23 protein-coding genes are annotated in these 22,961 nt (G+C 60.2%); 8 read left to right on the plus strand and 15 right to left on the minus strand.

What is annotated here, in order from left to right:
* Positions 1-3: 3 nt before the first annotated feature.
* Positions 4-768, plus strand: a complete 765-nt coding sequence (locus ACMUVN_RS19020; RefSeq protein WP_414815381.1) for an SDR family NAD(P)-dependent oxidoreductase — start codon at positions 4-6, stop codon at positions 766-768.
* Positions 769-779: 11 nt separating this feature from the next.
* On the plus strand, positions 780-1,535 hold the full coding sequence (locus tag ACMUVN_RS19025; protein WP_097543379.1) for an SDR family NAD(P)-dependent oxidoreductase: 756 nt from the start codon (positions 780-782) through the stop codon (positions 1,533-1,535).
* On the opposite strand, the gene ACMUVN_RS19030 is transcribed toward ACMUVN_RS19025, so the two are convergent.
* The 6 genes from ACMUVN_RS19030 to ACMUVN_RS19055 form a co-directional block, all read right to left on the minus strand.
* Positions 1,510-1,653 carry a hypothetical protein gene (locus ACMUVN_RS19030; RefSeq protein WP_164735942.1) on the minus strand — a complete coding sequence of 48 codons (144 nt, stop codon included), beginning with the start codon at positions 1,651-1,653 and terminating at the stop codon, positions 1,510-1,512. The genes ACMUVN_RS19025 and ACMUVN_RS19030 overlap by 26 nt on opposite strands.
* Before the next feature lie 62 nt (positions 1,654-1,715).
* Complete coding sequence (locus tag ACMUVN_RS19035) at positions 1,716-2,234, minus strand: hypothetical protein (RefSeq protein ID WP_244604814.1); 519 nt, start codon at positions 2,232-2,234, stop codon at positions 1,716-1,718.
* A gap of 111 nt (positions 2,235-2,345) precedes the next feature.
* On the minus strand, positions 2,346-2,930 hold the full coding sequence (locus ACMUVN_RS19040; protein ID WP_063474111.1) for a TadE/TadG family type IV pilus assembly protein: 585 nt from the start codon (positions 2,928-2,930) through the stop codon (positions 2,346-2,348).
* Positions 2,927-3,457: a TadE/TadG family type IV pilus assembly protein gene (locus ACMUVN_RS19045; RefSeq protein ID WP_047616910.1), complete on the minus strand. Its 531-nt coding sequence runs from the start codon at positions 3,455-3,457 to the stop codon at positions 2,927-2,929. The genes ACMUVN_RS19040 and ACMUVN_RS19045 overlap by 4 nt, the downstream gene beginning before the upstream one ends.
* Positions 3,454-4,815: a TadE/TadG family type IV pilus assembly protein gene (locus ACMUVN_RS19050; protein ID WP_047616909.1), complete on the minus strand. Its 1,362-nt coding sequence runs from the start codon at positions 4,813-4,815 to the stop codon at positions 3,454-3,456. The genes ACMUVN_RS19045 and ACMUVN_RS19050 overlap by 4 nt, the downstream gene beginning before the upstream one ends.
* Positions 4,816-5,024: 209 nt before the next feature.
* On the minus strand, positions 5,025-5,675 hold the full coding sequence (locus ACMUVN_RS19055; protein ID WP_047616870.1) for a TetR/AcrR family transcriptional regulator: 651 nt from the start codon (positions 5,673-5,675) through the stop codon (positions 5,025-5,027).
* A 92-nt stretch (positions 5,676-5,767) separates the two neighbouring features.
* On the opposite strand from ACMUVN_RS19055, the gene ACMUVN_RS19060 reads away from it, so the two are divergent.
* Positions 5,768-6,670, plus strand: coding sequence for an NADP-dependent oxidoreductase (locus tag ACMUVN_RS19060; RefSeq protein WP_132574903.1), 903 nt, complete (start codon positions 5,768-5,770; stop codon positions 6,668-6,670).
* A gap of 101 nt (positions 6,671-6,771) precedes the next feature.
* Here the strand turns inward: ACMUVN_RS19060 and ACMUVN_RS19065 are convergent, their stop codons facing one another.
* A complete protein-coding gene (locus tag ACMUVN_RS19065; protein WP_097543383.1) occupies positions 6,772-8,022 on the minus strand; it encodes an ABC transporter substrate-binding protein in 1,251 nt (416 codons plus the stop codon).
* Positions 8,023-8,079: 57 nt separating this feature from the next.
* Positions 8,080-10,191: a putative bifunctional diguanylate cyclase/phosphodiesterase gene (locus ACMUVN_RS19070; RefSeq protein ID WP_063474116.1), complete on the minus strand. Its 2,112-nt coding sequence runs from the start codon at positions 10,189-10,191 to the stop codon at positions 8,080-8,082.
* A 957-nt stretch (positions 10,192-11,148) separates the two neighbouring features.
* Here ACMUVN_RS19070 and ACMUVN_RS19075 point away from each other — a divergent pair.
* Entirely contained in the window at positions 11,149-13,704 is a 2,556-nt protein-coding gene (locus ACMUVN_RS19075) for an EAL domain-containing protein (protein WP_097543384.1), read from the plus strand.
* Between the two features lie 98 nt (positions 13,705-13,802).
* On the opposite strand, the gene ACMUVN_RS19080 is transcribed toward ACMUVN_RS19075, so the two are convergent.
* Complete coding sequence (locus ACMUVN_RS19080; RefSeq protein WP_097543385.1) at positions 13,803-14,762, minus strand: LysR family transcriptional regulator; 960 nt, start codon at positions 14,760-14,762, stop codon at positions 13,803-13,805.
* Between the two features lie 110 nt (positions 14,763-14,872).
* On the opposite strand from ACMUVN_RS19080, the gene ACMUVN_RS19085 reads away from it, so the two are divergent.
* The 3 genes from ACMUVN_RS19085 to ACMUVN_RS19095 all read left to right on the plus strand — a co-directional run bounded on the left by ACMUVN_RS19085 (position 14,873) and on the right by ACMUVN_RS19095 (position 17,001).
* A complete protein-coding gene (locus tag ACMUVN_RS19085; protein ID WP_097543386.1) occupies positions 14,873-15,301 on the plus strand; it encodes a DoxX family protein in 429 nt (142 codons plus the stop codon).
* Between the two features lie 76 nt (positions 15,302-15,377).
* On the plus strand, positions 15,378-16,421 hold the full coding sequence (locus ACMUVN_RS19090) for an AraC family transcriptional regulator (protein ID WP_132574905.1): 1,044 nt from the start codon (positions 15,378-15,380) through the stop codon (positions 16,419-16,421).
* 373 nt (positions 16,422-16,794) lie between these two features.
* Positions 16,795-17,001: a hypothetical protein gene (locus ACMUVN_RS19095; protein WP_244604813.1), complete on the plus strand. Its 207-nt coding sequence runs from the start codon at positions 16,795-16,797 to the stop codon at positions 16,999-17,001.
* Positions 17,002-17,164: 163 nt separating this feature from the next.
* Here the strand turns inward: ACMUVN_RS19095 and ACMUVN_RS19100 are convergent, their stop codons facing one another.
* The 4 genes from ACMUVN_RS19100 to ACMUVN_RS19115 form a co-directional block, all read right to left on the minus strand.
* The gene (locus ACMUVN_RS19100; protein WP_132574907.1) at positions 17,165-17,875 is read right to left on the minus strand and encodes an RNA polymerase sigma factor; all 711 of its coding nucleotides are present in this window, start codon (positions 17,873-17,875) and stop codon (positions 17,165-17,167) included.
* 108 nt (positions 17,876-17,983) lie between these two features.
* A complete protein-coding gene (locus tag ACMUVN_RS19105) occupies positions 17,984-18,310 on the minus strand; it encodes a cupredoxin family copper-binding protein (protein WP_132574971.1) in 327 nt (108 codons plus the stop codon).
* A gap of 8 nt (positions 18,311-18,318) precedes the next feature.
* Complete coding sequence (locus ACMUVN_RS19110) at positions 18,319-18,840, minus strand: DUF4142 domain-containing protein (RefSeq protein ID WP_132574909.1); 522 nt, start codon at positions 18,838-18,840, stop codon at positions 18,319-18,321.
* 136 nt (positions 18,841-18,976) lie between these two features.
* Positions 18,977-19,324, minus strand: coding sequence for a DUF488 domain-containing protein (locus tag ACMUVN_RS19115; protein WP_047616892.1), 348 nt, complete (start codon positions 19,322-19,324; stop codon positions 18,977-18,979).
* Between the two features lie 205 nt (positions 19,325-19,529).
* Between ACMUVN_RS19115 and ACMUVN_RS19120 the strand changes: the two genes are divergently transcribed.
* A complete protein-coding gene (locus tag ACMUVN_RS19120; RefSeq protein ID WP_132574911.1) occupies positions 19,530-20,669 on the plus strand; it encodes a polysaccharide biosynthesis/export family protein in 1,140 nt (379 codons plus the stop codon).
* On the opposite strand, the gene ACMUVN_RS19125 is transcribed toward ACMUVN_RS19120, so the two are convergent.
* Entirely contained in the window at positions 20,666-21,598 is a 933-nt protein-coding gene (locus tag ACMUVN_RS19125) for a serine/threonine-protein kinase (protein WP_132574913.1), read from the minus strand. The two genes, ACMUVN_RS19120 and ACMUVN_RS19125, sit on opposite strands and share 4 nt — an antisense overlap.
* Positions 21,588-22,961, minus strand: coding sequence for a type VI secretion system-associated protein TagF (gene tagF / locus ACMUVN_RS19130; protein WP_063474127.1), 1,374 nt, complete (start codon positions 22,959-22,961; stop codon positions 21,588-21,590). The genes ACMUVN_RS19125 and tagF overlap by 11 nt, the downstream gene beginning before the upstream one ends.

The raw sequence follows: 22,961 nt of genomic DNA on the forward strand, positions 1-22,961 counted from the left end.
AAGATGTCTCACGTTACACCACTGGCCGGCCAGACGGTCCTCATCACCGGGGCGTCGGGCGGCATCGGCGCAGCCATCGCCGAGCGCCTGTCTGCCGAAGGTGCGCGGCCTGTCATCCAATACGGGCGCGACAGGGAAGGGGCGGAAGCCCTGCATCGCAGGCTCGGTGGCGACGGCCTGATCGTCCAGGCCGATCTCTCCGGTCCGGACGGCGCCTTTGCACTCTGGCGCGACGCGCTCGCGGCGGCGGGGCGGATCCATGCCGTCGTCAACAATGCCGGTATCCGCAACGAGATTTCGATCGACGCCGATCCGTCCGATTGGCGGGCCGCCTGGCAGAAGGAGTTTCAGGTGAACTTCTTCGCGGCAGCGGACCTCTGCAAGGAGGCTCTGGTGCATTTCAGGCAACATGGCGGAGGGCGGATCGTCAACATGGCAAGCCGGGCGGGCCAGCGCGGTTACGCGGCCGATGCCAGGCCCTACGGGGCGACGAAGGCGGCGCTGATCAATCTCACAAAGTCGATTGCGCGTAGCTTCGGGCGCGACGGCGTCGTCGCCGTCTCCATCGCGCCGGGATGGGTGCGCACCGACATGGCCGAGGATTTCGTGGCGAAGCATGGCAAGGATGCGGCGGTCGGCGATATCCCGATCGGCGAGATGGCCGAGACGGCGGAGATCGCCGAGCTGGTAGCCTTCCTGCTGCGCCCTTCGCAGGTCTCGGTCAATGGCGCGACGTTCGACGTCAACGGCGGCAGCTACATCAGATAGGGAGGTTCGATATGAAAAGATTTGTGGGTAAGGTCGCGGTGGTCACGGGCGGTGGCGGCGGTATAGGGTCGGCCATATCGAAGAGGTTGGCCGACGAAGGCGCCCTGGTGGTGGTGACCGATGCCAATGCACAGGCTGCAGGCGACGTCGCCTCGCTCATCGAGGCGGCGGGCGGATCGGCGATCGCCATCGGGGCCGACATCTCCCGGAAATCGGAATGCGTCGACCTGATCGAGAAAGCCTTCGCGATCAAGGGGCAGCTGGATGTGCTGGTCAACAATGCCGGCATCAACCGGCGCGGAAACCTGCTGTCGCTTTCGGATGAAGACTGGCAGCTGAGTTTCGCAGTCAACCTGGATTCGATGTTCCATCTCTGCCGCGCGGTCCTGCCGCACATGATTGCGGCGGGCGGCGGCGCGATCGTCAACACCGCCTCGCAATGGGGCCTTTACCCCGCGCCAAACCATATCGCCTATAACACGACAAAGGCGGCGGTTGCCGCCTTCACCCAGAATCTGGCTCGCGACTATGCGCCCGACAAGGTCCGGGTCAATGCCGTCTGCCCCGGCGAGATCCATACGCCGATGCTCGAAGCCGGCGTTACGCGCGCCGGCCGGACGATCGCCGATCTCGACAAGCTCGTCCCCTACGGCCGCATCGGCAAGCCTGAGGAGGTGGCAGCGCTCGTTGCCTTCCTGGCATCGGATGAAGCGGCCTTCATGTGCGGCTCGCTGGTTGAAATCACCGGCGCGCAAGCCGTGGCGTGAAAGGACGGCCGAGTGCGCCGACACCGAGCCAGGGGTGGATGCCAGTCCTGCCCTGGTGGCCTTCGGCGCTCTGCGGCGGTTGGTTCGCCGCCGCCGCGGGCGTGCTGGCGCTAGACATGGCCGACAGTCCTGCCCATAGGCCCGCCAGAAAGGATCGCCGTTGCAGCCTCTCGCTCATGCTCAATCCGTCTGCTGTTCCAGTGTCTTGGCAAGCTCTTCATAAATGTGGGCAGATCCCGCATTGTTCTCGGCGGCATAATGGGCGCTGACCGACCGCGCGGCCTCGGCCGCAATACGAAAGGCATCTATCCGATTCTGCGGCTCAGGCTCAGCTTGCCCGCCGATATCGCCGTCGCGGAAACTGCCGGCTCTGTATCCCTCTGCCAGATCGATGACACCGATCTCAGGAATCCCCTCCTTCATCCGGCCGAAGAAGGCAGGCCCGGCCTGGCCGCCATCCCGGCGACGCAGCATCCCTTCTCCGGACGCCTTGCCGTCGATACAGGAGCCGATCCAGAAGGTGGGGCCGCTGGTCAAGGACGCTGGCGCGACGAATTTGCAATGAGTGCCTGGATCCTGGGACCAATGAAGATCGGTCGGTGCTGCCCCGCCAGTGCCATTCGAATACAAAATCACCACCAGGGCAATCGGGACGATAACCGGCAGCCGCCCTATGCCGCCGAAAACTCGTCTTGCCATGATGTCGCCCCTTGTTGAAGGACCTTCCATATCGTCCGCAATCGCCGTTGTCATGGCTTATTGGTTGACAATCCGGCGGACCTCCCAGCCGATTGCGGCAGACCTTACGGCTCAATTATAGGTGATCTTGTCGGTAACCCGCGGGCGATTGAAGAAATGGTGATCGAAGCTGTAGCCATTCATTCCGGTAAAGTTCGAAAAGAACGCCGAGACCGGTGTCGTCAATGTGTATTGCACCCGGGTCAGCACGACCTGCACGTCCGTTTCCTGTATCTCTGAAGGTATCGCGATCGCGCTCGCGGTGCCTGAGTTGAGCGCGGTGGTGTTGAGTGCGGCGGACCAGTTGACGGTCGCGCTGCCGCTGCTGCTGACATCGTTGACCGTAAGCGTGATCGTCAGCCCCGTCGTGTCATAGGGCTGTAGGATGAAGCTCGCGCCGGTGAGAAGCTTGGCAACGTCGGACTTTGTCCAGGAACTTTGCTGTGAAATCATATCGCCTGTGGAGGAGGCGATCTCATCGATCTTTCGGCTGACCGTGAGCGCGTGGCCGAGATCGACGGTGCCGAACAGCAGCATCACCAGGATCGGCAGAACGAGCGCGAATTCCACGCCCGAGGCAGCCGACCGGTCGTGCGTGAGGCGGCGGATCGCGGATAGGGTACACCGGAAAAAGGACAGGCTCCGTTTCATGGTCAGAAAGGCTCGTTGCGGAACAGAACGGCAGAGCCGAGCAGGTAGCGGCCATCGGAAAGCTTGGCGCTCGACAGGCTGAAGAAATTGACGACGGCCGTCCAGGGCAGGAACGTCTGAACCAGGATGTAGTCGCTGCCCTTGCCGACATCAAAGCTCTCGGTGACGGTGAGATTGCCGCTGTCGTCGATGGGGTCGGCGCTGGCGGCGGACGAGATGTCGGAGAGCACGTTCACCTTGACCAGGAGATCGCTGGAACAATTGAACGAGAGAAGCATGTCGCTGCAAATTTTGGCCTTGAAATCGGCCAAAGTCATATTGGAGGACGCGACCTCGCCGGTGCGGATCATCCGGGAGATCTTGTGCACCGAAGCATCCAGGGAAGAGTTGACGAAAAACATCAGCGACACTTCGATAATGCCGAATATCATGATGAAGAGCGGCAGAGCCAGGATCGCAAATTCGATCGCAGCCACGCCGTCTCGATCGGCGAGCAGGCGGCGCGGCGATGCAAAGAATTTCCTGCGGCTCATTGGGTCAGCCGAACGGATGCAAGATACTGGGTAAAGAGCGCCGACAGGCCGGCCGTGATCTCGGCCGATGATGACGCTGATATAAACAGGCTTGTGGACGATGCGCAGTCCGAAAGCGCATAGGGGATGTAGTCGCGCCTCGTGATGCTGGTCGACACGCCGCTATCCATGGTGCCGCCCCAGGTGCTCTTCCAGTTGGCGCTTGCCATTGTCGCGCCGACGGTGGCGTTGTAACCCCAGTCCGTGGTGATCGGCAGATATTCCGTGTAAAGCACGGCCATGGTGTCGGATTGATCTTTCAGATAGCCGCACCAGTCCGGATTGAGCGGCGCGACTTTGTTCCAATATGCCCCGGAGATCGCCTGTTTGTTACTCCATGTGACCTTGTCAGTCACCCATTCGCGCTTCGACTGGACGCCGTCCGTCAACAGGAGAACCAGCTTGAGCGGTGAACCCGAGGAGGTTCCGTCCCCTCCGGCGCCGACCTTTTGCTTGAGCGTCGCCAAGGAGACGTCGAAATAGGTGGCTGCCTTCGAGGTCGCGCTGGTGAGGCCGTAACTTGCGTCCGCGAGGCGGGTGCGCGCCGTGTCCGTGCTGAGCGTCGGGCTTAGAACTTCTGTCAGGGTGTCGCCCAGGCTATACAATCCGACCTTGATCCGTTCATGACTGCTGTCGGACGTGTCGATCATGTCGAGCACTTCTTCGACGGCGTCGCCGGCGACATCGGCGCGCAGCTTTATGTTCTTGGCCGTGCTGTATTCATAGTTGTTGCTGTATGTCTTGTTGCCGATTTTGTGTGAATCGCCCGTGTGGCAGGCGAATTGGCATCCGATGCCGGCATACATGGTCGACTGCCCCGACGTCGTTGCCGCCAGCAGCATCGATGGGGATGTGTCGATGACGATATAGACATTGAGATAGGACGTGGTTGGTCCCTTGACGGCGCTTGCCACGCTGACGTCGACTGTGTCGATATTGGCGATCTTCATCAAGGTCGTCGGAACCGTGCCGCTGGCCGTCGCGGTGATCTTGTGGTTTGACGTATCGATGTCGATGTCGCCAAGCGTATAGCTGTTTTCCACTTGTGCGTGGAACCAGTCGGAAACCTTTTCCTCGAGGGCGTCCTTGTCCGAGGTGTCGATCTGCTTGACGGCGGCGATCAGGGCCGCGTCAAGGTCGCTCTGCATCCGCTGCCTGACATTGTAAGCGCGAATATAGTCAAAGCTCGCGCCGACCGCGACGATCATCGGCACCAGGGTGAGGGCAACGACAATCGCGACATTGCCGCTCCTATCTCTGCCGAGACCGCGGAGGGCTTTGAAGAGCCGAGCAAATGAACAGGAAAGACCCGAGCGCAAAAACCACCATCACATAAGTCATGAAAATTACTCATGTGCGAGATGTATCCAAGGTGCTTAAGTCTTTGTTAATTCCTGCACTTTTCGACATGAAGCAGGCTGCCGACGCGCTATTTGCTGCGCAGATTGTACATGTTTGCGAATTATGGATATCCGCGGGATGGCATATCGTCGTCTTTCACGTCGAGAGGACCCACATCCGTGGGGTGTCAGCGTTCGGCTGACAGGGGCTGACCAAGCGCGGCGATCAGCGCGTCGGCAGCAATTTCTGCTCTTTCCTGCTGCTGTTGTGTCGAAGGACCGGGAAGTCCCATCAGCACGCCGAGCATATGGGTGCCAAGCAGCCGGTCGATGAATTGCACGGCGAGTTCGCTTCGGCGCTCGGCGCTGATGCCGAGAGTCTCCTGTTTGAGCCCGAGCATGAAGGCAACCATGCCTTCGAGATTGCCGACGAGGCTGGTATGAGCCATCTCCGCCAGACCGGGAAACCGGCTGGTCCCGGCGATCACGGTGCGCATGAGGGCGATCGTGTCGGGATCCATCAGGCGGCTTTGCGCCGTCATCCCGGCCCAGAGCAGGACGTCTCTCAGAGGTTTTTCAAGGAGCGCCTCCATCTGCGCCCGCTCGGCCTCGTCGTCCGGGTCGCAGGCATTGGAGATCACGGCTGAAAACAGGTCATCCTTGCTCTCAGCATGCCGGTAGAGCGTCATGATCGAGACGTTTGCCGCCTTGGCGATGCTTTCCATGCTCGTTCCCTCGTAACCGGTATCGAGGAATGATGCTTTGGCCGCCGCGAGGATGTCGGCCCGCTTGCTCGCCATCAACTTCGCTTTCGGATGGTCTGATGACCATGATTTCATGCGCTTGACTCCATGCGATAGTCAATCATATCGTATCAACGATAGTGAACGTTATCGTATCTCTACATCAGATTATACAAAGGTGCCGACACATGAAAGCTGCCCGTCTCAAATCCTATGGCGACATTGACCAGTTCACAATCGATGACGTCGGCAGGCCCACGCCTCAGGCCGGTGAAGTCCTGATCAAGATCGAGGCTTCCGCCGTCAACCACTTCGATCTCATGATCCGCCAGGGCTATGTGGCTCAATACATTCCCCTGGAACTTCCCGCGGTGCTGGGCGGTGACGCTGCCGGAAGCATCGTCGAGATCGGCTCCAGTGTGACCGGATTTGCGATCGGCGATCGCGTTATCGCCGATTTCGCACCGAACGGTAAAGGCGCGCATGCGGAGTACGGCGTCGTTCCGGTCTCGGCGATTGCCAAACTCCCCGCCAATCTCAGCTTCGAGCAGGGCGCTGCTCTGCCCAAGGCGGGTCTTACCGGCCGGCAATCGGTCGACACTCTTGGCGTCAAGGCGGGTGACCGCGTGCTGGTGTCAGGCGGTCTCGGGGCTGTCGGCCGTGCCGCCATCCAATATCTTCAGGAGATCGGCGCCAATCCGGTGGCCGGCGTCCGGGCGGATCGGCTCGACGAGGCGGCCCGGCTTGCGGGAGAAGCACTCGACATTGCCGAGCCTCCGGCTGCCACGACCTTCGATTACGCGATCAGTGCTGCTGCCCCTGTCGCGGCCAATCTCATCGGGCATGTCAGGGACGGCGGCCAAGTCGCCAGCATCGTTCCCGTACCGGAGGGTGCCAATATCGGCAATCGGGTGATCATCCACGAACTCTATCACCGCGCCGATGCGGCCACGCTCGAAGCCGTGGCCGACGCTGCCTCGCGTGGCGTTTTGATCGTTCCGATCGCCAAGACTTTCCCGCTGAGTGAGATCGGTGCGGCCCACAGCGCCGTCGCTGCCGGTATCCAGGGCAAGGTCGTCTTGAAACATTGAACGAGCGGAGCAGGCGATTGTGGAGGGGCCAGTTGCGCCGTCCCGCAATCGCCTGCCGGCAGGAGCCCTCCCGCCACAGGGAATCTGACTTAATCCCGCCTTCAGCGCTGCATCAGGAGATCATGCAGGCGTTTTTGAACGTATTGTGCAGTCATGTTTCGATTGTTGAAGAAGTCGCCAACCACGGCAATCCAGCCCTCAGACATCTGGGTCGGCATGGCCTGGGATTGGGCGCTGACTTCGCCCTTCCTCGCCTTGATCATCTCCAATCCAAGCTTGCCGCAACGATCAAGCCCGGACGGATCGACATCGGTGCGGACGGGCAACGACCCCTTGATCCGGCTGAAGGCAACCTGATTGTCGCGATCGAGCACCATGCGCGCGAAGGCCTGCTGCGCCTCTGCCGTGCCTTCCCGATTGGTCAGCGGAAAGGCAAAGGCATCGATCACCATGAAGTATGCGATGGATGTGCCCGGAACGAGGCTGCAATTGAAATCCTTGTCGACGCTGTAGCCGCGCGCCGCAAGCTCGCCCTTGGCCCAGTCGCCCATGAACTGCATGCCGGCCTTGCCCTGGCCCACGGCCACCGTGGCATCAGCCCATGTCTTGTCCTTTCGCTGTTCGATCGGTTCCACATAATTGGCCAGGCGCGACAGCATATCCAGGGCTTCGATCATCCGCGGGTCCTGCACCAAGTCGGCATCGCCGCTCATGAGACGGGCATAACCTTCCGGGCCGAACTTGTGATAGATGATGTCGTTGAAAATGAGCGACACTTCCCATCGCGCCCCGCCAAGCGCAATCGGCAGACGCCCCGTCGCCTTGATTTTTTCGGCCGCGTCGAAAAGTTCGTCCCAGGTCTGTGGCGTCTTCACACCCGCTTCGGCCAAGGCCGCTGCGCTTGTCCACAGCCAGTTTTCGGCATGGATATTGGTCGGCGCAAAGTAGACTTTCCCCTTGTAGGAGATCCGGTTGAGAACCGTTGCCGGGATGACGTCCTGCCAATGATCCGCCTGCGCGACATCATCTATATCTTGCACGATGCCCATTTCCGGCAGTTCGCGCGATCCCTCGTTTGCATTCCATTGCATCACCGCCGGCGCGTATCCATTGGCAATACGATCACTCACCACGCGCTGGACGGCGACCTTGTTCTCTGCCGGCATGTCCACCCACTGGTTGCCGGCGGCTGCCCAGGCCCGGCGGAAAACATCGAGTGCGGCAGACTCGCTTTTCGACACCCAGAAATGCACGACGTCGACGGCCATGTCCTGCCCCGCCAAAACCTGTGTCGCAGGACCTGCGGCCGCCAGAGCCGCGGCGAGCCATGTGCATATGATTCCCCGTTTCATCCGTTCCCCTCTTTCTTTGATAAACTCTGCCGCACCGTCCCTTGTGCGGCGCCTCTCTCAGGAGACAGTTTCAACCCGCAATTTGCGCGACCGGCCTGATATCCCGCGCAGAACCGCCCGGCGAGCCAATCGGTCGACCGCTACGGCCGCCGGTTCCGGCTTGGCATAGAAATAACCTTGGCCGATCTCGCAGCCGGCGTTCAAAAGGAAATCACGCTGGCTCTCGTCCTCGATGCCTTCCGCGACGCACCGTTTGCCGAGGTTGCGGGCCAGATCGATGATTGCCCTGATGATCTGTTCCGAGCGGATATCCTTGCCGATCTCGGCAACGAAGCTGCGGTCGATCTTCAGCTCATCGAAGGGGAAGTCGCGCAGATGCACAAGCGACGCAAAACCGGTGCCGAAATCATCGAGCGAGACCGACACGCCATGTTTGCGAAAACGGGAAATGGTTTCGATAATCTGATTGGCGCCGCGATTGAGGAAGACGTCTTCCGTGACCTCGATGGAAAAATCGAGCCAGTCGAGGTGGTTTGCTTCGACCGCCGCAGCGATGAGGGCGTAACCGTCGTCGCCGACCAACAGGGCCTCCGGCAGATTGATGGCAATCGACCCCACCCTGAGCCCTGCTGCTTTCCAGGTCCTCAGATCACGCGCGACGATATTGACGATACAGCGCGTCATGCCTTGTATGATATGGCCTTCCATGAGCGGCAGGAAGCGGCCGGGCGGAAGGATGCCGAGCTGAGGATGGCGCCAGCGCACCAGTGCCTCGAAACCGAGATGCTTGCCGGTCTGCAGATTGACCTTCTGCTGGTAGTAGACGACAAACTCGTCGCGATCGGCCGCGACGGCGAGGGCCGCAGCAAGCCGGTTCTGTTCCAGACGTTGGGCAAAGGATGCTTCATCGAAGATGACGGCTGTGTTGCGCTTGGCCTTGGCGGCATAGAGTGCCAGATCGGCGATGCGCATGAGCGTCGCCTCATCTGACGCGTGGCCGGGCACGACCGCGCCGCCGATGCTCGCCGAAACCGGTAGCAACCGGCCCTCGAAATGACATTCCGCTGCAATGGCTGCCACCGCGCGCCCGGCAATTCCTTCCAGCGTTGCCGCATCTGAAATTCCAGGAAGGAGAGCGGCAAACTCGTCGCCACCAAGCCTTGCGACGACGTCGCCGGTGCGGAAGGTCTTCTGCAGCGCACTCGCGACATGGCTCAAAACCGCATCGCCGGCAGGATGGCCAAAGCTGTCGTTGGTGGCCTTGAAGTGGTCGAGATCGACCAGCAGCATGGAAAAACCTGAGCCTGTCCGATCGAGCGAACCGAACAGCCCGTTTAGGGCCTCATTGAACGAAGATCGGTTGCCAAGGCCTGTCAGAGTGTCGGTATGCGCCAGATGCGTCAGTTTGATCTCGAAATCGAGAGTCCGGCGGTGCTCGGTGCGCAGTTTTATCAGCAGCGGTATGAAAAGGATGAGGGTCGCCAGTATCAGCGTGGCTGCGGTGAGGCTGAGGAGCACGGCGCTGATCAGGCGGGTATGATCGATGCTCACATCGCTTCGGTCGTGCGCGCTCTCGATCAGGGCGCTGAACTGACGCATGAGCATGCTGTCGGAGGAAACGGCGAAGTCGATTGGTCCCCAGAAGCTGTAACGCTCCCGCCGATCCAGCAATTTCGCGGACACGACGCGTTCAGCTCTTTCAAGAAAATCCTCCAGCCGCCCGTCGAGTTCCAGCCGTAATTTTTCAGATGCGGCATCCCGCCCGTTCAGCTTTTCGAGAAGATTTGCTTCGACCTCGATATTCAACGCGTTCAACTCTGCGCTCATGGCGCGGATGTCGTTAATCGCTTTTTGAACGTCTTCGACCATTGGCCTGACGATATATTCCGGCATATTCGGATCGGCCGAGGCGCGCATGATCGCGCGCGTCTGATTGGCAAGCTGCTGGAAGCGAATGAACTGGCGCCCGATCAGATAGCTGATGTTCTGCTGCAGGGAATGGCGATCAAGCGCCACCTTGACCGTCAGGAAGGTTGCCCCGATCAGCACCGTCATCACGACGACGGCGACGATGTAGTGTCGCCCGATGGAGCGGATATATTTCGCCACGGAGGAATGGGACTCGCCGGGCGGCATCACCGTGTTTTTCAAATCCGATCCCACCACCATTCGCGCTCCATCAGAAAGATACAAGCCGGCTGAGCAGCCGCCGGCATGCGGACGGTTGCATCACGATCATTTATTTAGAGATCGGCCATCATGGCCCTGTCCGCGCCTCGAGCACTGGCGCCGGAAATAGAAGGGTCACGTCGTGCGCTCCCCGGACCGCTGTCGCGATCGGATTTGCTGTCAACACTGCCAAGGGGAGGCTTTCAGCGAACCAACGCCGGTGCGGCTTTGCTCATCAACAACTGCTACCCGGAATGCTCCGGAGTTTCAGAGCCGGCGCGATCGCGCCATCTGCGCTGCACTTGGAATAGAGGCCGTCATATGCATGCCGATTATTGAACATTCCCACCTCTGATAGACGCGATCGATTGACGACAGCGCGGATTTTTGGCTCGTCCCTGAACCCGTCATCATGGCGGAGAAGTACAAGCAGCACCTCATTCGAATGACTCGAAATTGTGGACCACCTGGTTGAAGAAGCGTAAACACTTTTGTGAAAAGGCAATAAAACCAGTTCCTTGCGAAGAATTCGGTACAAAATCGTCGTGATTTGGCCATGGGATTCGGATTTCGGATAAGGCGCCCACCCTTGCTTTTCCGATCGATTGGCTTTGGCTTGTCAGTGTGCCTGGTTTGGACATCGGCAGCGTCGGCTGGGCGATGAAAGCCAAAGGACGCGCAGGTTGGGATCTGCGCGAGAGGCGAGGATGTCCATATTGCGCGGCCCGATCCGTTTCGCGCGTTGAAAGTTGCCGCGGCGCAAGAGAGGGCAGCGATCTCTTAATTTTCTGACCGCAATATTCAGGCCAAGCCGACATGCTCGGTCGCAGCGGCCGATGCCTTTGCGATCGGAAACTTCGGGCCTTCGTTTTCGCCTCAAATGACTTGGGCGGCCTTCTTGGAAGAATTCTCGACTGGATGGATGATGCATTCGGTTGCCCATGGTGAGGAAGATCCATGATGACGTTGTCTCAATCGCTTCGGCAGCCGGCCCTTTTCACGGAAGGGGACGAGCAGAGGCGAGACGGATCGCAGCATCAGGACGCCGCCGTCGACCGGGAAGCCCTTCTCGAAGCGTTGCTCGGCGCATTTCCCCTGCCGGTTTTCTATAAGAACTCCGAGGGGCGCTACGCCGGCTGCAACAAGGCTTTCGAAGACTTGCTTGGCCACAGGCGCGAGGAGATCATCGGGAAAACCGAGTTCGATCTCAATCCGGAGCACCCGGCTGAACTCCAGTTCACGTGGGATGAGAGATTTCTCGAAGGGCGCGGAGGCCGAGGCTTCGAGAAGAAGATGACTGCCGCGAGCCAGACGGTGCGGGATGTCGTCGTCAACAAGGCGGTGTTCACCGGGCACAACGGCGATCCGGCCGGGGTGATCGGCGCCATCGTGGACATTACAGAGCACAAGCAGGCCGAGCGGGAGCTCAAGAAAGCGCTTGAATTCGCAGAGGGGATCATCACCGCCATTCCCGATGTCCTCTTCGAGGTGGACGAGGACGGCCGCTACCTTCAGGTCTGGACAAGAAACCCAGAACTTCTGGCTCAGCAGAAGGAGATGCTGCTCGGCAAGACGGTCAACGAGGTTCTCGCGCCTGACCAGGCGGCCATCGCGATGGAGGCTCTCGCGGCTGCCGGCAAAGAGGGTGTTGCCTATGGCCGATGCATTCGGATCTCCTTGCCAAACGGCGAGACCCGATGGTTCGAACTCTCCGTCGCCAAACGGCCGAGCGCCGATCCGACGATCACCACGCTCCTCGCACTTTCGCGTGACATTACCGAGCGAAAACAGGCGGAGGAAGCCGTCAATTCCATGCGGACGCAGCTGCTCAGCGTGCTTCAGACCATTCCTGATATGGTCTGGGTGAAGGATATGGGCGGCGTCTATCTGTTGTGCAACCACGCGTTCGAACGACTGACAGGTAAGGCGGAGTCCGAGGTTGTCGGCAAATCGGATCTCGAACTGTTTGGTGCTGAAAGGGCTCAGGTCTTTCTGGAGTCGGACAAAGCCGCGATCCAGGCCGGAGGTACTCTGGCCTCCGAGGAATGGGTCATCTCCCAGGAAAACGGTCAATCCGTTCTTCTTGAGACACGCAAGGTTCCGGTGCTGGGCGCGGGAGGAGACGTCGTCGGGGTTCTCGGTGTGTCGCGGGATGTGACTGAGTTGAATGTCTCGCGCCAAAAAATCCACCAGATGGCCTTCTACGATCCTCTGACCTCGCTGCCGAACCGATCGCTGTTCAGCGATCGACTGCGGCAGATGATCACCGCTGCCGTATCGCGTGGCCAACGCGCCGGCGTGATGCTGATCGACATCGATCATTTCAAGGCGGTCAATGATACGATGGGACATCCCGTCGGTGATCAGTTGCTCTGCCAGGCCGCCGCGCGGCTGAACGAAAGCGTTCGCGACTATGACACCGTTGCGCGCCTCGGCGGCGATGAATTCGCGATCCTGTTGCCGGATATCCGGCAAGGTGACGATCTCGGCCGGATGGCCAACACGATCCTTGAAAAGTTCAAGGAACGTTTCCTGCTGGACGGCCAGGAGCTGTTTATTTCTTGCAGCGTCGGCATCGCGCTCTATCCCGATGACAGCGCTGACGCCAACGACCTCGTGAAATACGCCGACTCGGCGATGTATCTCGCCAAACGCTCGGGGCGAAACAGTTTTCGCTTCTACTCGAAGGACCTGACGGCGAGCGCCGAAGAGCGCATGCGGCTGGAATCGGAATTGCGCCGCGCGATCGAGCGCGGAGAGTTGGAATTGCACTACCAGCCCAAGGTGCTTTTAGACAGCGGCGCCATAGTCGGCTGCGAGGCCTTGTTAAGATGGCGTCACCCCGAAATGGGCATGATCCCTCCCTCGAGCTTCATTCCGGTTGCCGAAGAGACAGGGCTGATCGTGGAGCTCGGACGATGGGTGCTGCGCGAGGCTTGCCAGACAGCGGCCGAATTCAACGCCGATAGCCGGTCACCGCACAAGGTGGCGATCAACCTGTCGGTCAAACAGTTCCAGTCCGCCGGCCTGGTAAGGTCGATCGCCGAGATTCTCGAGGAGACCGGCTGCCGCGCGGAATGGGTTGAAATCGAAATAACGGAAAGCCTGCTGCTGGATCAGAAAGACGAAACGCTGCAGATGCTTTCTGAACTTCGAAACATGGGATTTTCGATCGCCATCGATGATTTCGGCACCGGCTATTCGGCGCTGAACTATCTCGCGCGCTTTCCGATCGACACGCTGAAGATCGACCGGTCTTTCATCAACAGCGCGGATAAACGCAACGAGGAACTTGTGAAGGCAATCCTGTCCATCGCCCGTTGTCTCGGACAGAATGTGGTGGCGGAAGGCGTCGAGACCGCCGAGCAGGCAGCCTTCCTGGTGGCAAATGGATGCGGTTCGGCGCAAGGCTTCCTTTACAGCAAAGCTCTGCCCAAGACGGAAATCATCGCTCTGTGGCTGCGTTCCCTGGCCAACGGCTGCTCCCCACGCGAGGAGCGGCCTTGCATTTGAATTCCATCACGCAGGGAACATCGTCGAACTGAGTGCAACGTGGCGATCACCCGTCTCCAGGCGACGCCGCCCTGACGCGGGTAACATCCATGTTGCCGTCAGCTATCGGCTTCCATGAGGCCGGGTTCGACATCCTCCTCCGACGGCTCTCGGCTTCCAACCCCGCCTGAAAGCCTCGCCTGGAACGCCGCCGTCAGCCATCTCGCAGCGGGGCCCGGCGGGTTTGCAACATTGCGGACCGCATGGATGGGAAGCTCGCCCTGGTCGAAGGCAGAAAACTGGAGACGGACGAGGCGGCCTGCAGCGAGATCGTCCTTGACCACGGATGCGGGAAGGCCGCCCCATCCCAATCCGCCGAGGATGAACAGATGTTTCGTCGCGTTGTCGCTGACCCGCCAGGTCTTGAGAGAGAATACATTGAAATCCCGGCCCTTCGCCGTTCCCGAAGCATCGAAGACCACCAACTGGGTTTCGTCTCGCACGTCGGCAAGGGTCAATGGCCGGCGCAGCGTGGCAAGAAGATGATCCGGGGCTGCAACGGGGACCATCGCCGTCTGGCCGATCCGCTCGAAAACGATCTGATCGTTTTTGACTGCCATAGTGCCGCCAAAGCCGACGACGGCCCTGCCATGAATTACCTCGTCCATGACGATCACAGGTGTCCCCGCCGTTACTTTCAAGGAGACGGTGGGATAGTGGTTGCGGAAGGCACGCAGCACCTCGACGACGACGTCCGAGGGGACAATGGAGCTCATCGCAACGTTGAGCTCTGCCTCCAGGCCGTCGCTCAAGGCCTGCACGCGAGCCCGCATCAGATCGAGATCGCCAAGCAAGCGGCGAGCATCCTCGACGACGGATCTGCCGGCATCTGTCAGCTCCGGTCGTCTGGTGCCGGAACGGCTGAAAAGCGCCACCCGCAGCTGCGCCTCCAGGTTGGCGATCGTATAGCTGACGACCGATTGCGTTCGGTTAAGGGCGCGGGATGCAGCGGAGAAGCTGCCTTTCTCCACCACGGTCAGGAACACCTGAAGCTGATCCAAAGTCGGGTGGGGCTGCATATCTCATCGATCCTATCGATAACTTTTCTCGAAAGTTTAGCGGTTTTCGCGATGAGCTTCCAGCTTTATCTATCCCGCGCGACGCACCGCATTTTGCTCCAGAGGTTCGCATGCCCAACACCACGACTGTCTTGCCTGCACCTGCCGGAAAATGGCTCCAGATTGGGCTGTGGGCCGCGCAGGTGCTGATCTTTGCCGCCTTCACCCTGTTCGGCTGCATGAAATTTTTCATGCCGGTCGATCAATTGGCGGCGATGTGGGTATGGCCCGGCGACGTTCCCGTGTGGTTTTTGCGTCTGATGGGTATTATCGATTTTGCGGGCGGAGTGGGCGTGCTGCTGCCTGCGTTGACCCGCATCCAGCCTCGCCTGACGGTGCTGGCGGCGCTCGGCTGCGTGCTGCTGCAAATCGCCGCGATGATCTTTCATCTCTCCCGCGGCGAAGCCCCCGCCGTGCCGCTCAACGTCATCCTGCTTGCTCTTTCGGCGTTCATCCTGTGGGGCCGCGGCAGGCGGGCGCCGATCGCGCCACGCCGATGAGGATGGCGGCCGAGCGGGGAGCCCCCTCGGCTCTCAGCAAACGCAGACATTCATCATTGGCCAGAGGTAACCGGGAGTGCCGGACGTAAGTTGGAAGACCTTCGACCATCTGTCGTTTGCCGGGGCGGATCTGCAGGAATTCTCAACGTCGCTTTCCCGTTTGCACAGCGGAATCCAAGTGAGATCGGAAAGTCAGCGGAATACGAAATATCAGGTCAATATGGTTCGCACGCGGGGGATCTCGGTCATCGCGAGCCGCTATGACGGCGATTTCTCGATCCACTTTCCCGCATCGATCGACACAGCCATGGTTCTCATTCCGCTGACCGGGAGCGCGATGGTCGCGGTAGCCGACCGTAATTTGCCGTCCATCCAAAACAAGGGCGTCTTCGTCGATCGGCTGTCGGACAATCAGCTGCGCATTGCGGGCCCCAGAACGCATCTTTGCCTTAGGCTGCCCCACTTCGAACTGACCCGGCGTATCGAAGCCCGGTTGAATGCCTCGTTGAGGGAGCGTCTCCAATTCGCAACCGAGATCGATCTGTCGCAAGGGCCTGGATTGGACCTGGCACGGCTCGCTATGGCCATCCATCACGGCCTGGCGGGTGAAACCCTCCATAAATCGCCTGCGGCGCTTGGTCATGTCCTGGGAGCAATGCTCGAGCTTCTCATCGACGCCCTACCGCACAACTATTCCCAGGAGTTTTCCCGCGACAGGGAGGCTCCTGTTCCATGGCACGTTAAGCGCGCGATCCACTACATGCATGGCAATATTTCCCGGGCGATGACTCTCAAGGAAATTGCTGAAGCATGCGGCGTCAGTGCCCGGACCCTGCAGGATGGCTTTCGAAAATTTCGCATGACGACGCCGATGGCCTATCTGGAGCATATGCGTCTTGATGTCGTTCGCCAGGAACTTTCATCGGCCGATCCCGAGCAATCGGTGAGAGTCATTGCGCAAAAATGGGGCTTTGCCCATGTTGGCCGGTTCTCAGGCCAATATCGAAAGCGCTTCGGCGAACTGCCATCGCAAACCCTTCGCAGGATTGTCGAAATTCCAGCCGATGTCGGGACGGCGGATTCAGGCCGCTCCCGACCAAGGGCGCTTGCCAAAGGATAAAGGAGCCGGCCTTCTCCTTTTGATCTGGCTTGCCGCTGTCCTCGATATGCAGTGGTAGAATTTGCAATCTATAAATGTGAAAAAATCACAACCTATGATATTTATAAAATCTTTGGTTGCGGTATCCGATTGTCGCATCTCTGTCCGTTTGACGCAGCAAAGCCGGCAAGCGCGCCGCTGTGCGCGCTAAAGTAAGAGTTTGTTAAGGCTGACACGGCGTTTACTAGCCATACGAACAGGCGCAACTCACTGAAATGAATAGCGAAGATGTTCCGGTTGATCGGCGAATGAAGCATGCCGGATCCTCGAGCCGTCGGACTTGGAGACATGAGAGTTTCCGATCCTCCCAGATTGTCAAGAATAGCGAATGCTCATGGCTGAAATCATCCCATTTCCAAACCCGGCCCCCAACACCTCGATCGAGATTCACGACCTCAACGTCGCAGGCGTATCGTCCGGAGATCCGGATATGGACCAAATGCTCCAGGCGCGTGCCCGGATCCAAAAGGTTCTGGATGAACTCGACAGATTAAGCGGAGCGCTGCAAACCGGTTCTGCATCGACAGGCGCCGCAGGGTAACCGCCCTTTCACTCGGACGATTTCTCGGCAAGACGGAGCGGGATGCAACGCGGCATTCTCGCCGCAACCCTGATGCTCGATATCGAGAAGATATACGGGCTGCTGCCTCACGTTAAGCGCTGAACCACCTCGACCAAGGTGCAGCTCTACAGGCTGCCTGACATCATGGCGTCTTGTGACGAAGGGCAGCGATCACACGATCGGCCATGAAAGCGCACCGCGCGCCATCGAACGGAAACAGCGCCGAGAATGCACCGGAGAGCTGGTTTTCGATCGACTGCCGCATCAGCTTTCGCGCCCGGTGCAGCCGGGTCTTGGCCGTTTCCGGTCTTATGCCAAGGTAAGATGCGGCCTCGTCCGTGCCCATGCCTTCGACATCCCGCAGCACGAATATAGCGCGAAAATCATCCGGCAGTTCGTCGACAGCATTTTCGAGGAGATGTCGCGCCTGGCTCCTGGCGAGTTCGGTTTCCGGATCAGTCGCCGACAGGGAGGACGGAAACTGCAATACGTCGCCGCCCCATCTCGTCTGCATGTCGATTTCCTCAAGTCCGGTGGTGTTCTTTTGCCGCCGCACGCGCCCCAGCGCCTCGTTGAGGGCAATGCGGGTCAGCCATGTCGAAAACTGTGCATCGCCCCGGAACGCGGCCAGATTGGTGAACGCCTTGATATAGGCGGCCTGGACGACGTCTTCGGCCTCCGCATCGTTGCGGATGATGGCGCGCGCCGTCCTGAACAGGCGCCGATTGTGACGCTGAATGATGGCGCGGATGGCAGGCTCGTCGCCCATTCTTGCCAGGGGCACGAGTTCGGCGTCGGACAGTGTCGATATTGGCCGCCGGTGTCGCTCGGCCGGTACCGGAATGGCTGTCATGGGAATTCTCCCCTTGCTTGCCGTCCTTCGATCGGAGCCCGGCCCTAAAGCCTTTTGTTTATGCATGCCGGTATCCCGGAACCGCTGCACACTTCCGGGCGACATGCATTAGGGCCGAACATCCAGTTTGCCCGTCATGGCGGGATGAAAACGACAATAGAAATCGACGGCTCCCGCCTGGCTGAGCGTCATGCGGCCTTCCGATTTTGGCGGCAGGTCGAGATCGAAGCTTTTGTCGCGTGCGGTTGCTGTGTGCCGGAATATATCATCGTTTCGCCAGACGATCACATCGCCGACATGCAGCTCGGCAGATGGCGAGCCGAATTTCATGCCGGCGATGGTGACCTGATATTCCGCCGCCGAGGCGACGCCGTTGCCTGCCCAAAGCAGCGCAGACAGCAGCGGGAGCCGCAGCGATTTGACCAGCGAGCCCATCGCCATGTCTACTTGATCATCGAAGCCAGATGCTCGGCATGCATCTGGTGCTCCTTGAACAGGGTCAGGCCCGTCTCCAGCAGTGACTTGAGCTCCTTATTCTCAGCCGACGGGATCAGGATCTTGGCAAGCGCTGAGTTGACCGACTTGTGATAAGCGACTTCGTTTTCGACATAGGCCTTGTCGAATGCCGCGCCGTCGAGCGCCTCCAGCGTTTTCAGTTCCTTCGCTGCCTGTGTCGACAATGATTGGCTGACGGCGTTGTCTTCGGGCGTCACCTTCAGTTTCTTGACGAGAGCGAGCGCCTGGTCGTTGACGGCCTTGTGGTCGCGCTCCATGGTCTTGGCGAATTCGATGACTTCGGCGTTCTTGCTTTTCTTCAGCGCCTGCTCCGCGGCGGTGACATCGATCTGCCCAGCCGTATAGGCGATGTGGGCGATCTGAGGATCGGTCGGTTTGGGGTCCGCGGCGATCGAAGCCGTGCTTATGGATGCCGCCATGAGGGCGGCGCCGAGAATTCCTTTCAACATGGTCTGTCTCCCTTGTGTCGATATGACGATGCCTCCCGGCAGCAGCGGTGTGCGCCTTTGAAGCGGACATTGGATGCAGGTCCGTCGAAAAGGTTCCCGGAAATTTCGGAGATGAAGAAACGGCTTGTTGTCGGCGTCAGTCCTTGCCGATGAAATGCTGGAGGACGATCGCGTGATTGTGGCGCAGATCTTTCGCAGCGTAGAGAAGTGTCGCGTCCGATTGCCGGATCTGGCGTTTCAGTTCTTCGACGGCCGATGAATTTTCTTCCAGCTCGTCCCGGTAACGGCGCTGGAACTCCGTCCATTTGGCGGGGTCATGGCCAAACCATCGGCGCAGCGCCGGGCTTGGCGCGATATCCTTCAACCAGATATCGACTGCCGCATCCTGCTTGCTCAACCCGCGCGGCCATAACCTGTCGACCAGGATGCGGGTGCCGTCACTGTCTTCCTTGGGCTCGTAGATTCGTTTGATGCGCAAGGCCATTTGCTCACTCGCCATGAGTCGACGCCAACTTCGACCGAAAAGACGGGCGAAGGATTTGGTTCCACCGAGGGGCTGATGGTTGCCAATTAGTCACACATGCCTACCTCTGGACTGTCATAATTGATTTTTCGCGTGCAACTGGTATTGCTCGGTCGCATGCCGCTGATATTTTCCGATTCTCTCAATATTGCCAAAAGGATACTTGATGCGAAAGTTGGCGCCGCTCGTCCTTGTCGCAGTTCTCAGTGCCTGCGCCCGGCCCTCGGATGGCCCAACCGCCGGTGGTTTCTATAATGCCACTGCCCCTCAAAGTAATGAGCGGATCCCGGTGGTCAGGCTCTCTGAAGCGCCGATGGGTCCGGTTGCGGTCACCCCGCTGGCCTATGCGGCCACGGATCCCGGGCTCAGCCTTATGCGCTCGGGTGGATTTGCCGATACGAAGCTGAGGCGCGGCGACGTCATCGAGGTGACGATCCTCGATCCCGGCGAAGATGGACTTTTCTCCTCGACCCAGAGCAAGACCCTCAATCTCGGCCGGTTCACCGTCGATTCGACGGGGAATGTGACGCTTCCCTTCATCGGCAAGCAGCGGGTGGTGGATTCCTCGCCGGAAGCCCTGCAGACCCGCATCGTCACCGGCCTCAAGGGCTCGGCGGTCAATCCGCAGGCCGTCGTCACCGTTGTCGACAGGCCCTCCAGCGGTTTCACCGTCAATGGCGATGTACGCTCCGCCGGCCGTTTCCCGCTCAGCGCACGCAAGGAGCGCGTGCTCGATGCGGTCGCTCTTGCCGGCGGTGCATCGTCGGCGCCAGGATCGGCGACCGTCACGCTGATGCGCGGCAAGCAGCGCGCCACCGTGCCGCTCCAGCGCGTCATCGATGACAGCAAACAGAATGTCTACCTGCTGCCTGATGATCAGATCTATGTCGACAAGGACTCGCCGACCTTCACCGCTTTGGGCGCCTTCAAGAGTGTCGGCGAGTTCGAATTCGAACCGGGCAAGCTGACGTTGGCCCAGGCGCTCGGGCGCGCCGGCGGCCTGCTCGACGATCGTGCCGATGCAAGCAATTTCTATGTGCTGCGCAACCAGCCGGTCTATACGCAGGTTGCAGCCGCAAATGGGAAGAATGCCGCGCCGCCTGTCGTGCGCACCAAGCCGGTGATTTACCGGGTCAATCTGAAGGACGTTTCCAATCTGGCGTTGATGCAGCGGTTCCAGATGATGGATGGCGATATCATCTACGCCAGCAACGCCAGCCTGGTGGATTTTGCCAAGCTCTTCAACGTCTACCAGAAGAGCGTGCCGACGGCCGCAGCGCCGATCCCCGGATCGAGCGGCAACTAAGCGCCGACTGGACGTTTCGCGAGGCCGCCGAGCAGATGCAAGGCGGCCTTCGCATTCTCGGGCCTGTCTTCAGGATTGTGCTGTGACAGGCAGATCGCCAACGCCTCTAAAGCCTGAAGCTCTTCGCCTTCCTCGTCGCAATGATGCAGGAGCAGGGACAGCAGAAGTCCAGCGGCATAGAGATCGGATCGGCCGTCGAGCGATTCACCGGCCATTTGTTCCGGAGACACGAAATCCGGTTGGCCGGCGAAGGCGAGATCGAGTTGCCCGTGCCGGCACCCGACCTCGATCGCGATGCCGAAATCGGCGATCTTCAAATGGGAGAGGTCGCCATCGGCAAGGAGAAGATTGAGCGGCGACAGGTCGCAATGCACGGTGCCGGCGGCATGGATGGCGTCCAGCCCGGACAGCGCCGAAATCATGATCGAGATGACCTCATCCGGAGATAACGGTTGTTCCTGCAAGCGATCCGCAAGCCGTCTCCCGAGCCATTCCATCACCAGGGCCGGGCGTCCGTCGGCGAGGCGCAGAACCGCTTGTGTTCCAGCGATATGAGGGTGACGGAGCGTTATGCCGATCTCGGCTTCACGCAGCATGAGCTTCCTCAGCACGGGGTCATCGGCGTGCTCGGGCCGCGGCATCTTGATGGCATGAAGCGTTCCGAGATCACGATGGCGGGCACGATAGATTTGGGTCAGCGCGCCGTCATGGACCAGCGCCTCGAGCGCGAAGCTGTTGGCGATGACCCCGGGATCGGTATCGCTGAGGCGGGCCTCGCCTCGATCGAGCGCATCCCGGACCCGGTCGACCAGCATCTGCCGGGTCTCGAGCGGATACCGACTGTCCGCCCTGGCATTCAAGGCCTGCCAGAGATGGGAGAAACGTCGCGCGATCTCCTCGAAATCCGCGTCCGGAGGTTCACGGCTCATCGGTCTTCACATCGATCACGATGGCGCTGAGATTGTCACGGCAATTGGCGATCAGCCCCTCGTGGACGAGGATGTCGGCCGCCTTTTCGATCTTTGCGGAAAGCAGGATTTCGGCGATGCCGCGTTCAGGGATCGCATTCGGCAGCGGCGCGCTGCAGAGCAGCAGCCGGTCGCCGGCCTGCAGTCCGCCGAAACGGACTTCGGGGATGAGATGTCCCCGCATGCCGATGGCGCGCGAGAGCGTGCGCCGCAGGCCGATCTCAACATGGTCGCGGGTGAGGCAGCGCATCATGCCGTCCCGTAAGAGATAGCAGCGGGCATCGCCGACCCAGAGCAAGGCGCAGCTGTCCCCAAGCGTGGCCAGCACGACGATGCTGGCGGCCGACGGCTCGCGATCGGAGGAATGATAGGCCGATTGAAGCAGGCCGTGGGCACGGCCGAGCTTGCCCTTGACCTCCTGCACCAGCGCTTCGATCGTCTGCTGCTTCGCCGTTTCGGCCAGCACGTGAACGGCGATCTTGCCGACTTCGGCCGCGGTGTTGCCGTCACCCACGCCATCGGCGACGGCAAAGAGCGAGGGCGTTTCCGAAACGAGCAGCGCATCGGCGTTGACGGCAAGCCTTGTTCCGGCATGCGTGGCATGGCTGTGCCGGAGCACCAGAGGAGGATGCGGTTCGACGACAACAGGACGCGGTGTCGCGACTGTTTCTGGCTGCGGCGCCGTTGAAACCACACTGGCACTCTCGCGCAGCAGCTTTGCGAAGTGAGCAGGTTCCGGGGCACCAGTGACGCCAAATCCCTTGGCCCGCCGCTCCTCGGGGTCGATCCGCCACCAGATCGTGCCGCGGCTGGACGCTCTGTCCTGCAGCGTCTCGTTTTCCGCGAGATCGGCCGGCCGCAAGCTCCTCAGCCGCTTCAGGCTTGCGGTGAAATGGTTGATCTCGAAATCCCGCTTGGCCGAGCTTTCGGCGATCGCCTCGGCCGCCGTAAACCACGTATCGTCCAGATAGAGTTGGCGCGGATGCTCGGAAAAGCCGTGAAGCTGTGCCGCGATAACAAGCGGAAAGCTGCGCCCGACGCGGTCGAGACTGGGAAGCAGGACGCCGGCAACGGTTGCCGGTCCCCAGAGGCCGCGCTCGATGATGAAACGCCATGCCGGCATGAGGCGAAACCGGCGTTCCCAATCCTCGCCGAGGTCCTGCTGCGCTGCCTGCAATCCCGATTGCAGCCAGGCGTCAAGTGCTGTTTGCAGGCCGCGGCCGAGCCCCATCGAGACGAAATCGCCGTGGCTCGGCAGCTTGCCGAAGAAGCCGATCCTGTCGGTTTCGCTCGGGCTTCGGTCCAGGGCGGCGCGCTCGTTCAT

Origin of the sequence: Rhizobium sp. IY2 (genome assembly GCF_047532935.1) — a bacterium.
GTDB lineage: Bacteria > Pseudomonadota > Alphaproteobacteria > Rhizobiales > Rhizobiaceae > Rhizobium > Rhizobium anhuiense.

What these genes read in the sequence shown, in the direction of transcription:
- ACMUVN_RS19070 (WP_063474116.1), bottom strand. Translation starts at nt 10,191, where the DNA reads ATGGTGGTGGGATCGGATTTGAAAAACACGGTGATGCCGCCCGGCGAG.
- ACMUVN_RS19035 (WP_244604814.1), bottom strand. Translation starts at nt 2,234, where the DNA reads ATGGCAAGACGAGTTTTCGGCGGCATAGGGCGGCTGCCGGTTATCGTC.
- ACMUVN_RS19115 (WP_047616892.1), bottom strand. Translation starts at nt 19,324, where the DNA reads ATGGCCTTGCGCATCAAACGAATCTACGAGCCCAAGGAAGACAGTGAC.
- ACMUVN_RS19045 (WP_047616910.1), bottom strand. Translation starts at nt 3,457, where the DNA reads ATGAGCCGCAGGAAATTCTTTGCATCGCCGCGCCGCCTGCTCGCCGAT.
- ACMUVN_RS19125 (WP_132574913.1), bottom strand. Translation starts at nt 21,598, where the DNA reads ATGAGCCGTGAACCTCCGGACGCGGATTTCGAGGAGATCGCGCGACGT.
- ACMUVN_RS19120 (WP_132574911.1), top strand. Translation starts at nt 19,530, where the DNA reads ATGCGAAAGTTGGCGCCGCTCGTCCTTGTCGCAGTTCTCAGTGCCTGC.
- ACMUVN_RS19100 (WP_132574907.1), bottom strand. Translation starts at nt 17,875, where the DNA reads ATGACAGCCATTCCGGTACCGGCCGAGCGACACCGGCGGCCAATATCG.
- ACMUVN_RS19105 (WP_132574971.1), bottom strand. Translation starts at nt 18,310, where the DNA reads ATGGGCTCGCTGGTCAAATCGCTGCGGCTCCCGCTGCTGTCTGCGCTG.
- ACMUVN_RS19065 (WP_097543383.1), bottom strand. Translation starts at nt 8,022, where the DNA reads ATGAAACGGGGAATCATATGCACATGGCTCGCCGCGGCTCTGGCGGCC.
- tagF (WP_063474127.1), bottom strand. Translation starts at nt 22,961, where the DNA reads ATGAACGAGCGCGCCGCCCTGGACCGAAGCCCGAGCGAAACCGACAGG.
- ACMUVN_RS19110 (WP_132574909.1), bottom strand. Translation starts at nt 18,840, where the DNA reads ATGTTGAAAGGAATTCTCGGCGCCGCCCTCATGGCGGCATCCATAAGC.
- ACMUVN_RS19080 (WP_097543385.1), bottom strand. Translation starts at nt 14,762, where the DNA reads ATGCAGCCCCACCCGACTTTGGATCAGCTTCAGGTGTTCCTGACCGTG.
- ACMUVN_RS19020 (WP_414815381.1), top strand. Translation starts at nt 4, where the DNA reads ATGTCTCACGTTACACCACTGGCCGGCCAGACGGTCCTCATCACCGGG.
- ACMUVN_RS19025 (WP_097543379.1), top strand. Translation starts at nt 780, where the DNA reads ATGAAAAGATTTGTGGGTAAGGTCGCGGTGGTCACGGGCGGTGGCGGC.
- ACMUVN_RS19055 (WP_047616870.1), bottom strand. Translation starts at nt 5,675, where the DNA reads ATGAAATCATGGTCATCAGACCATCCGAAAGCGAAGTTGATGGCGAGC.
- ACMUVN_RS19075 (WP_097543384.1), top strand. Translation starts at nt 11,149, where the DNA reads ATGATGACGTTGTCTCAATCGCTTCGGCAGCCGGCCCTTTTCACGGAA.
- ACMUVN_RS19060 (WP_132574903.1), top strand. Translation starts at nt 5,768, where the DNA reads ATGAAAGCTGCCCGTCTCAAATCCTATGGCGACATTGACCAGTTCACA.
- ACMUVN_RS19030 (WP_164735942.1), bottom strand. Translation starts at nt 1,653, where the DNA reads ATGTCTAGCGCCAGCACGCCCGCGGCGGCGGCGAACCAACCGCCGCAG.
- ACMUVN_RS19085 (WP_097543386.1), top strand. Translation starts at nt 14,873, where the DNA reads ATGCCCAACACCACGACTGTCTTGCCTGCACCTGCCGGAAAATGGCTC.
- ACMUVN_RS19095 (WP_244604813.1), top strand. Translation starts at nt 16,795, where the DNA reads ATGGCTGAAATCATCCCATTTCCAAACCCGGCCCCCAACACCTCGATC.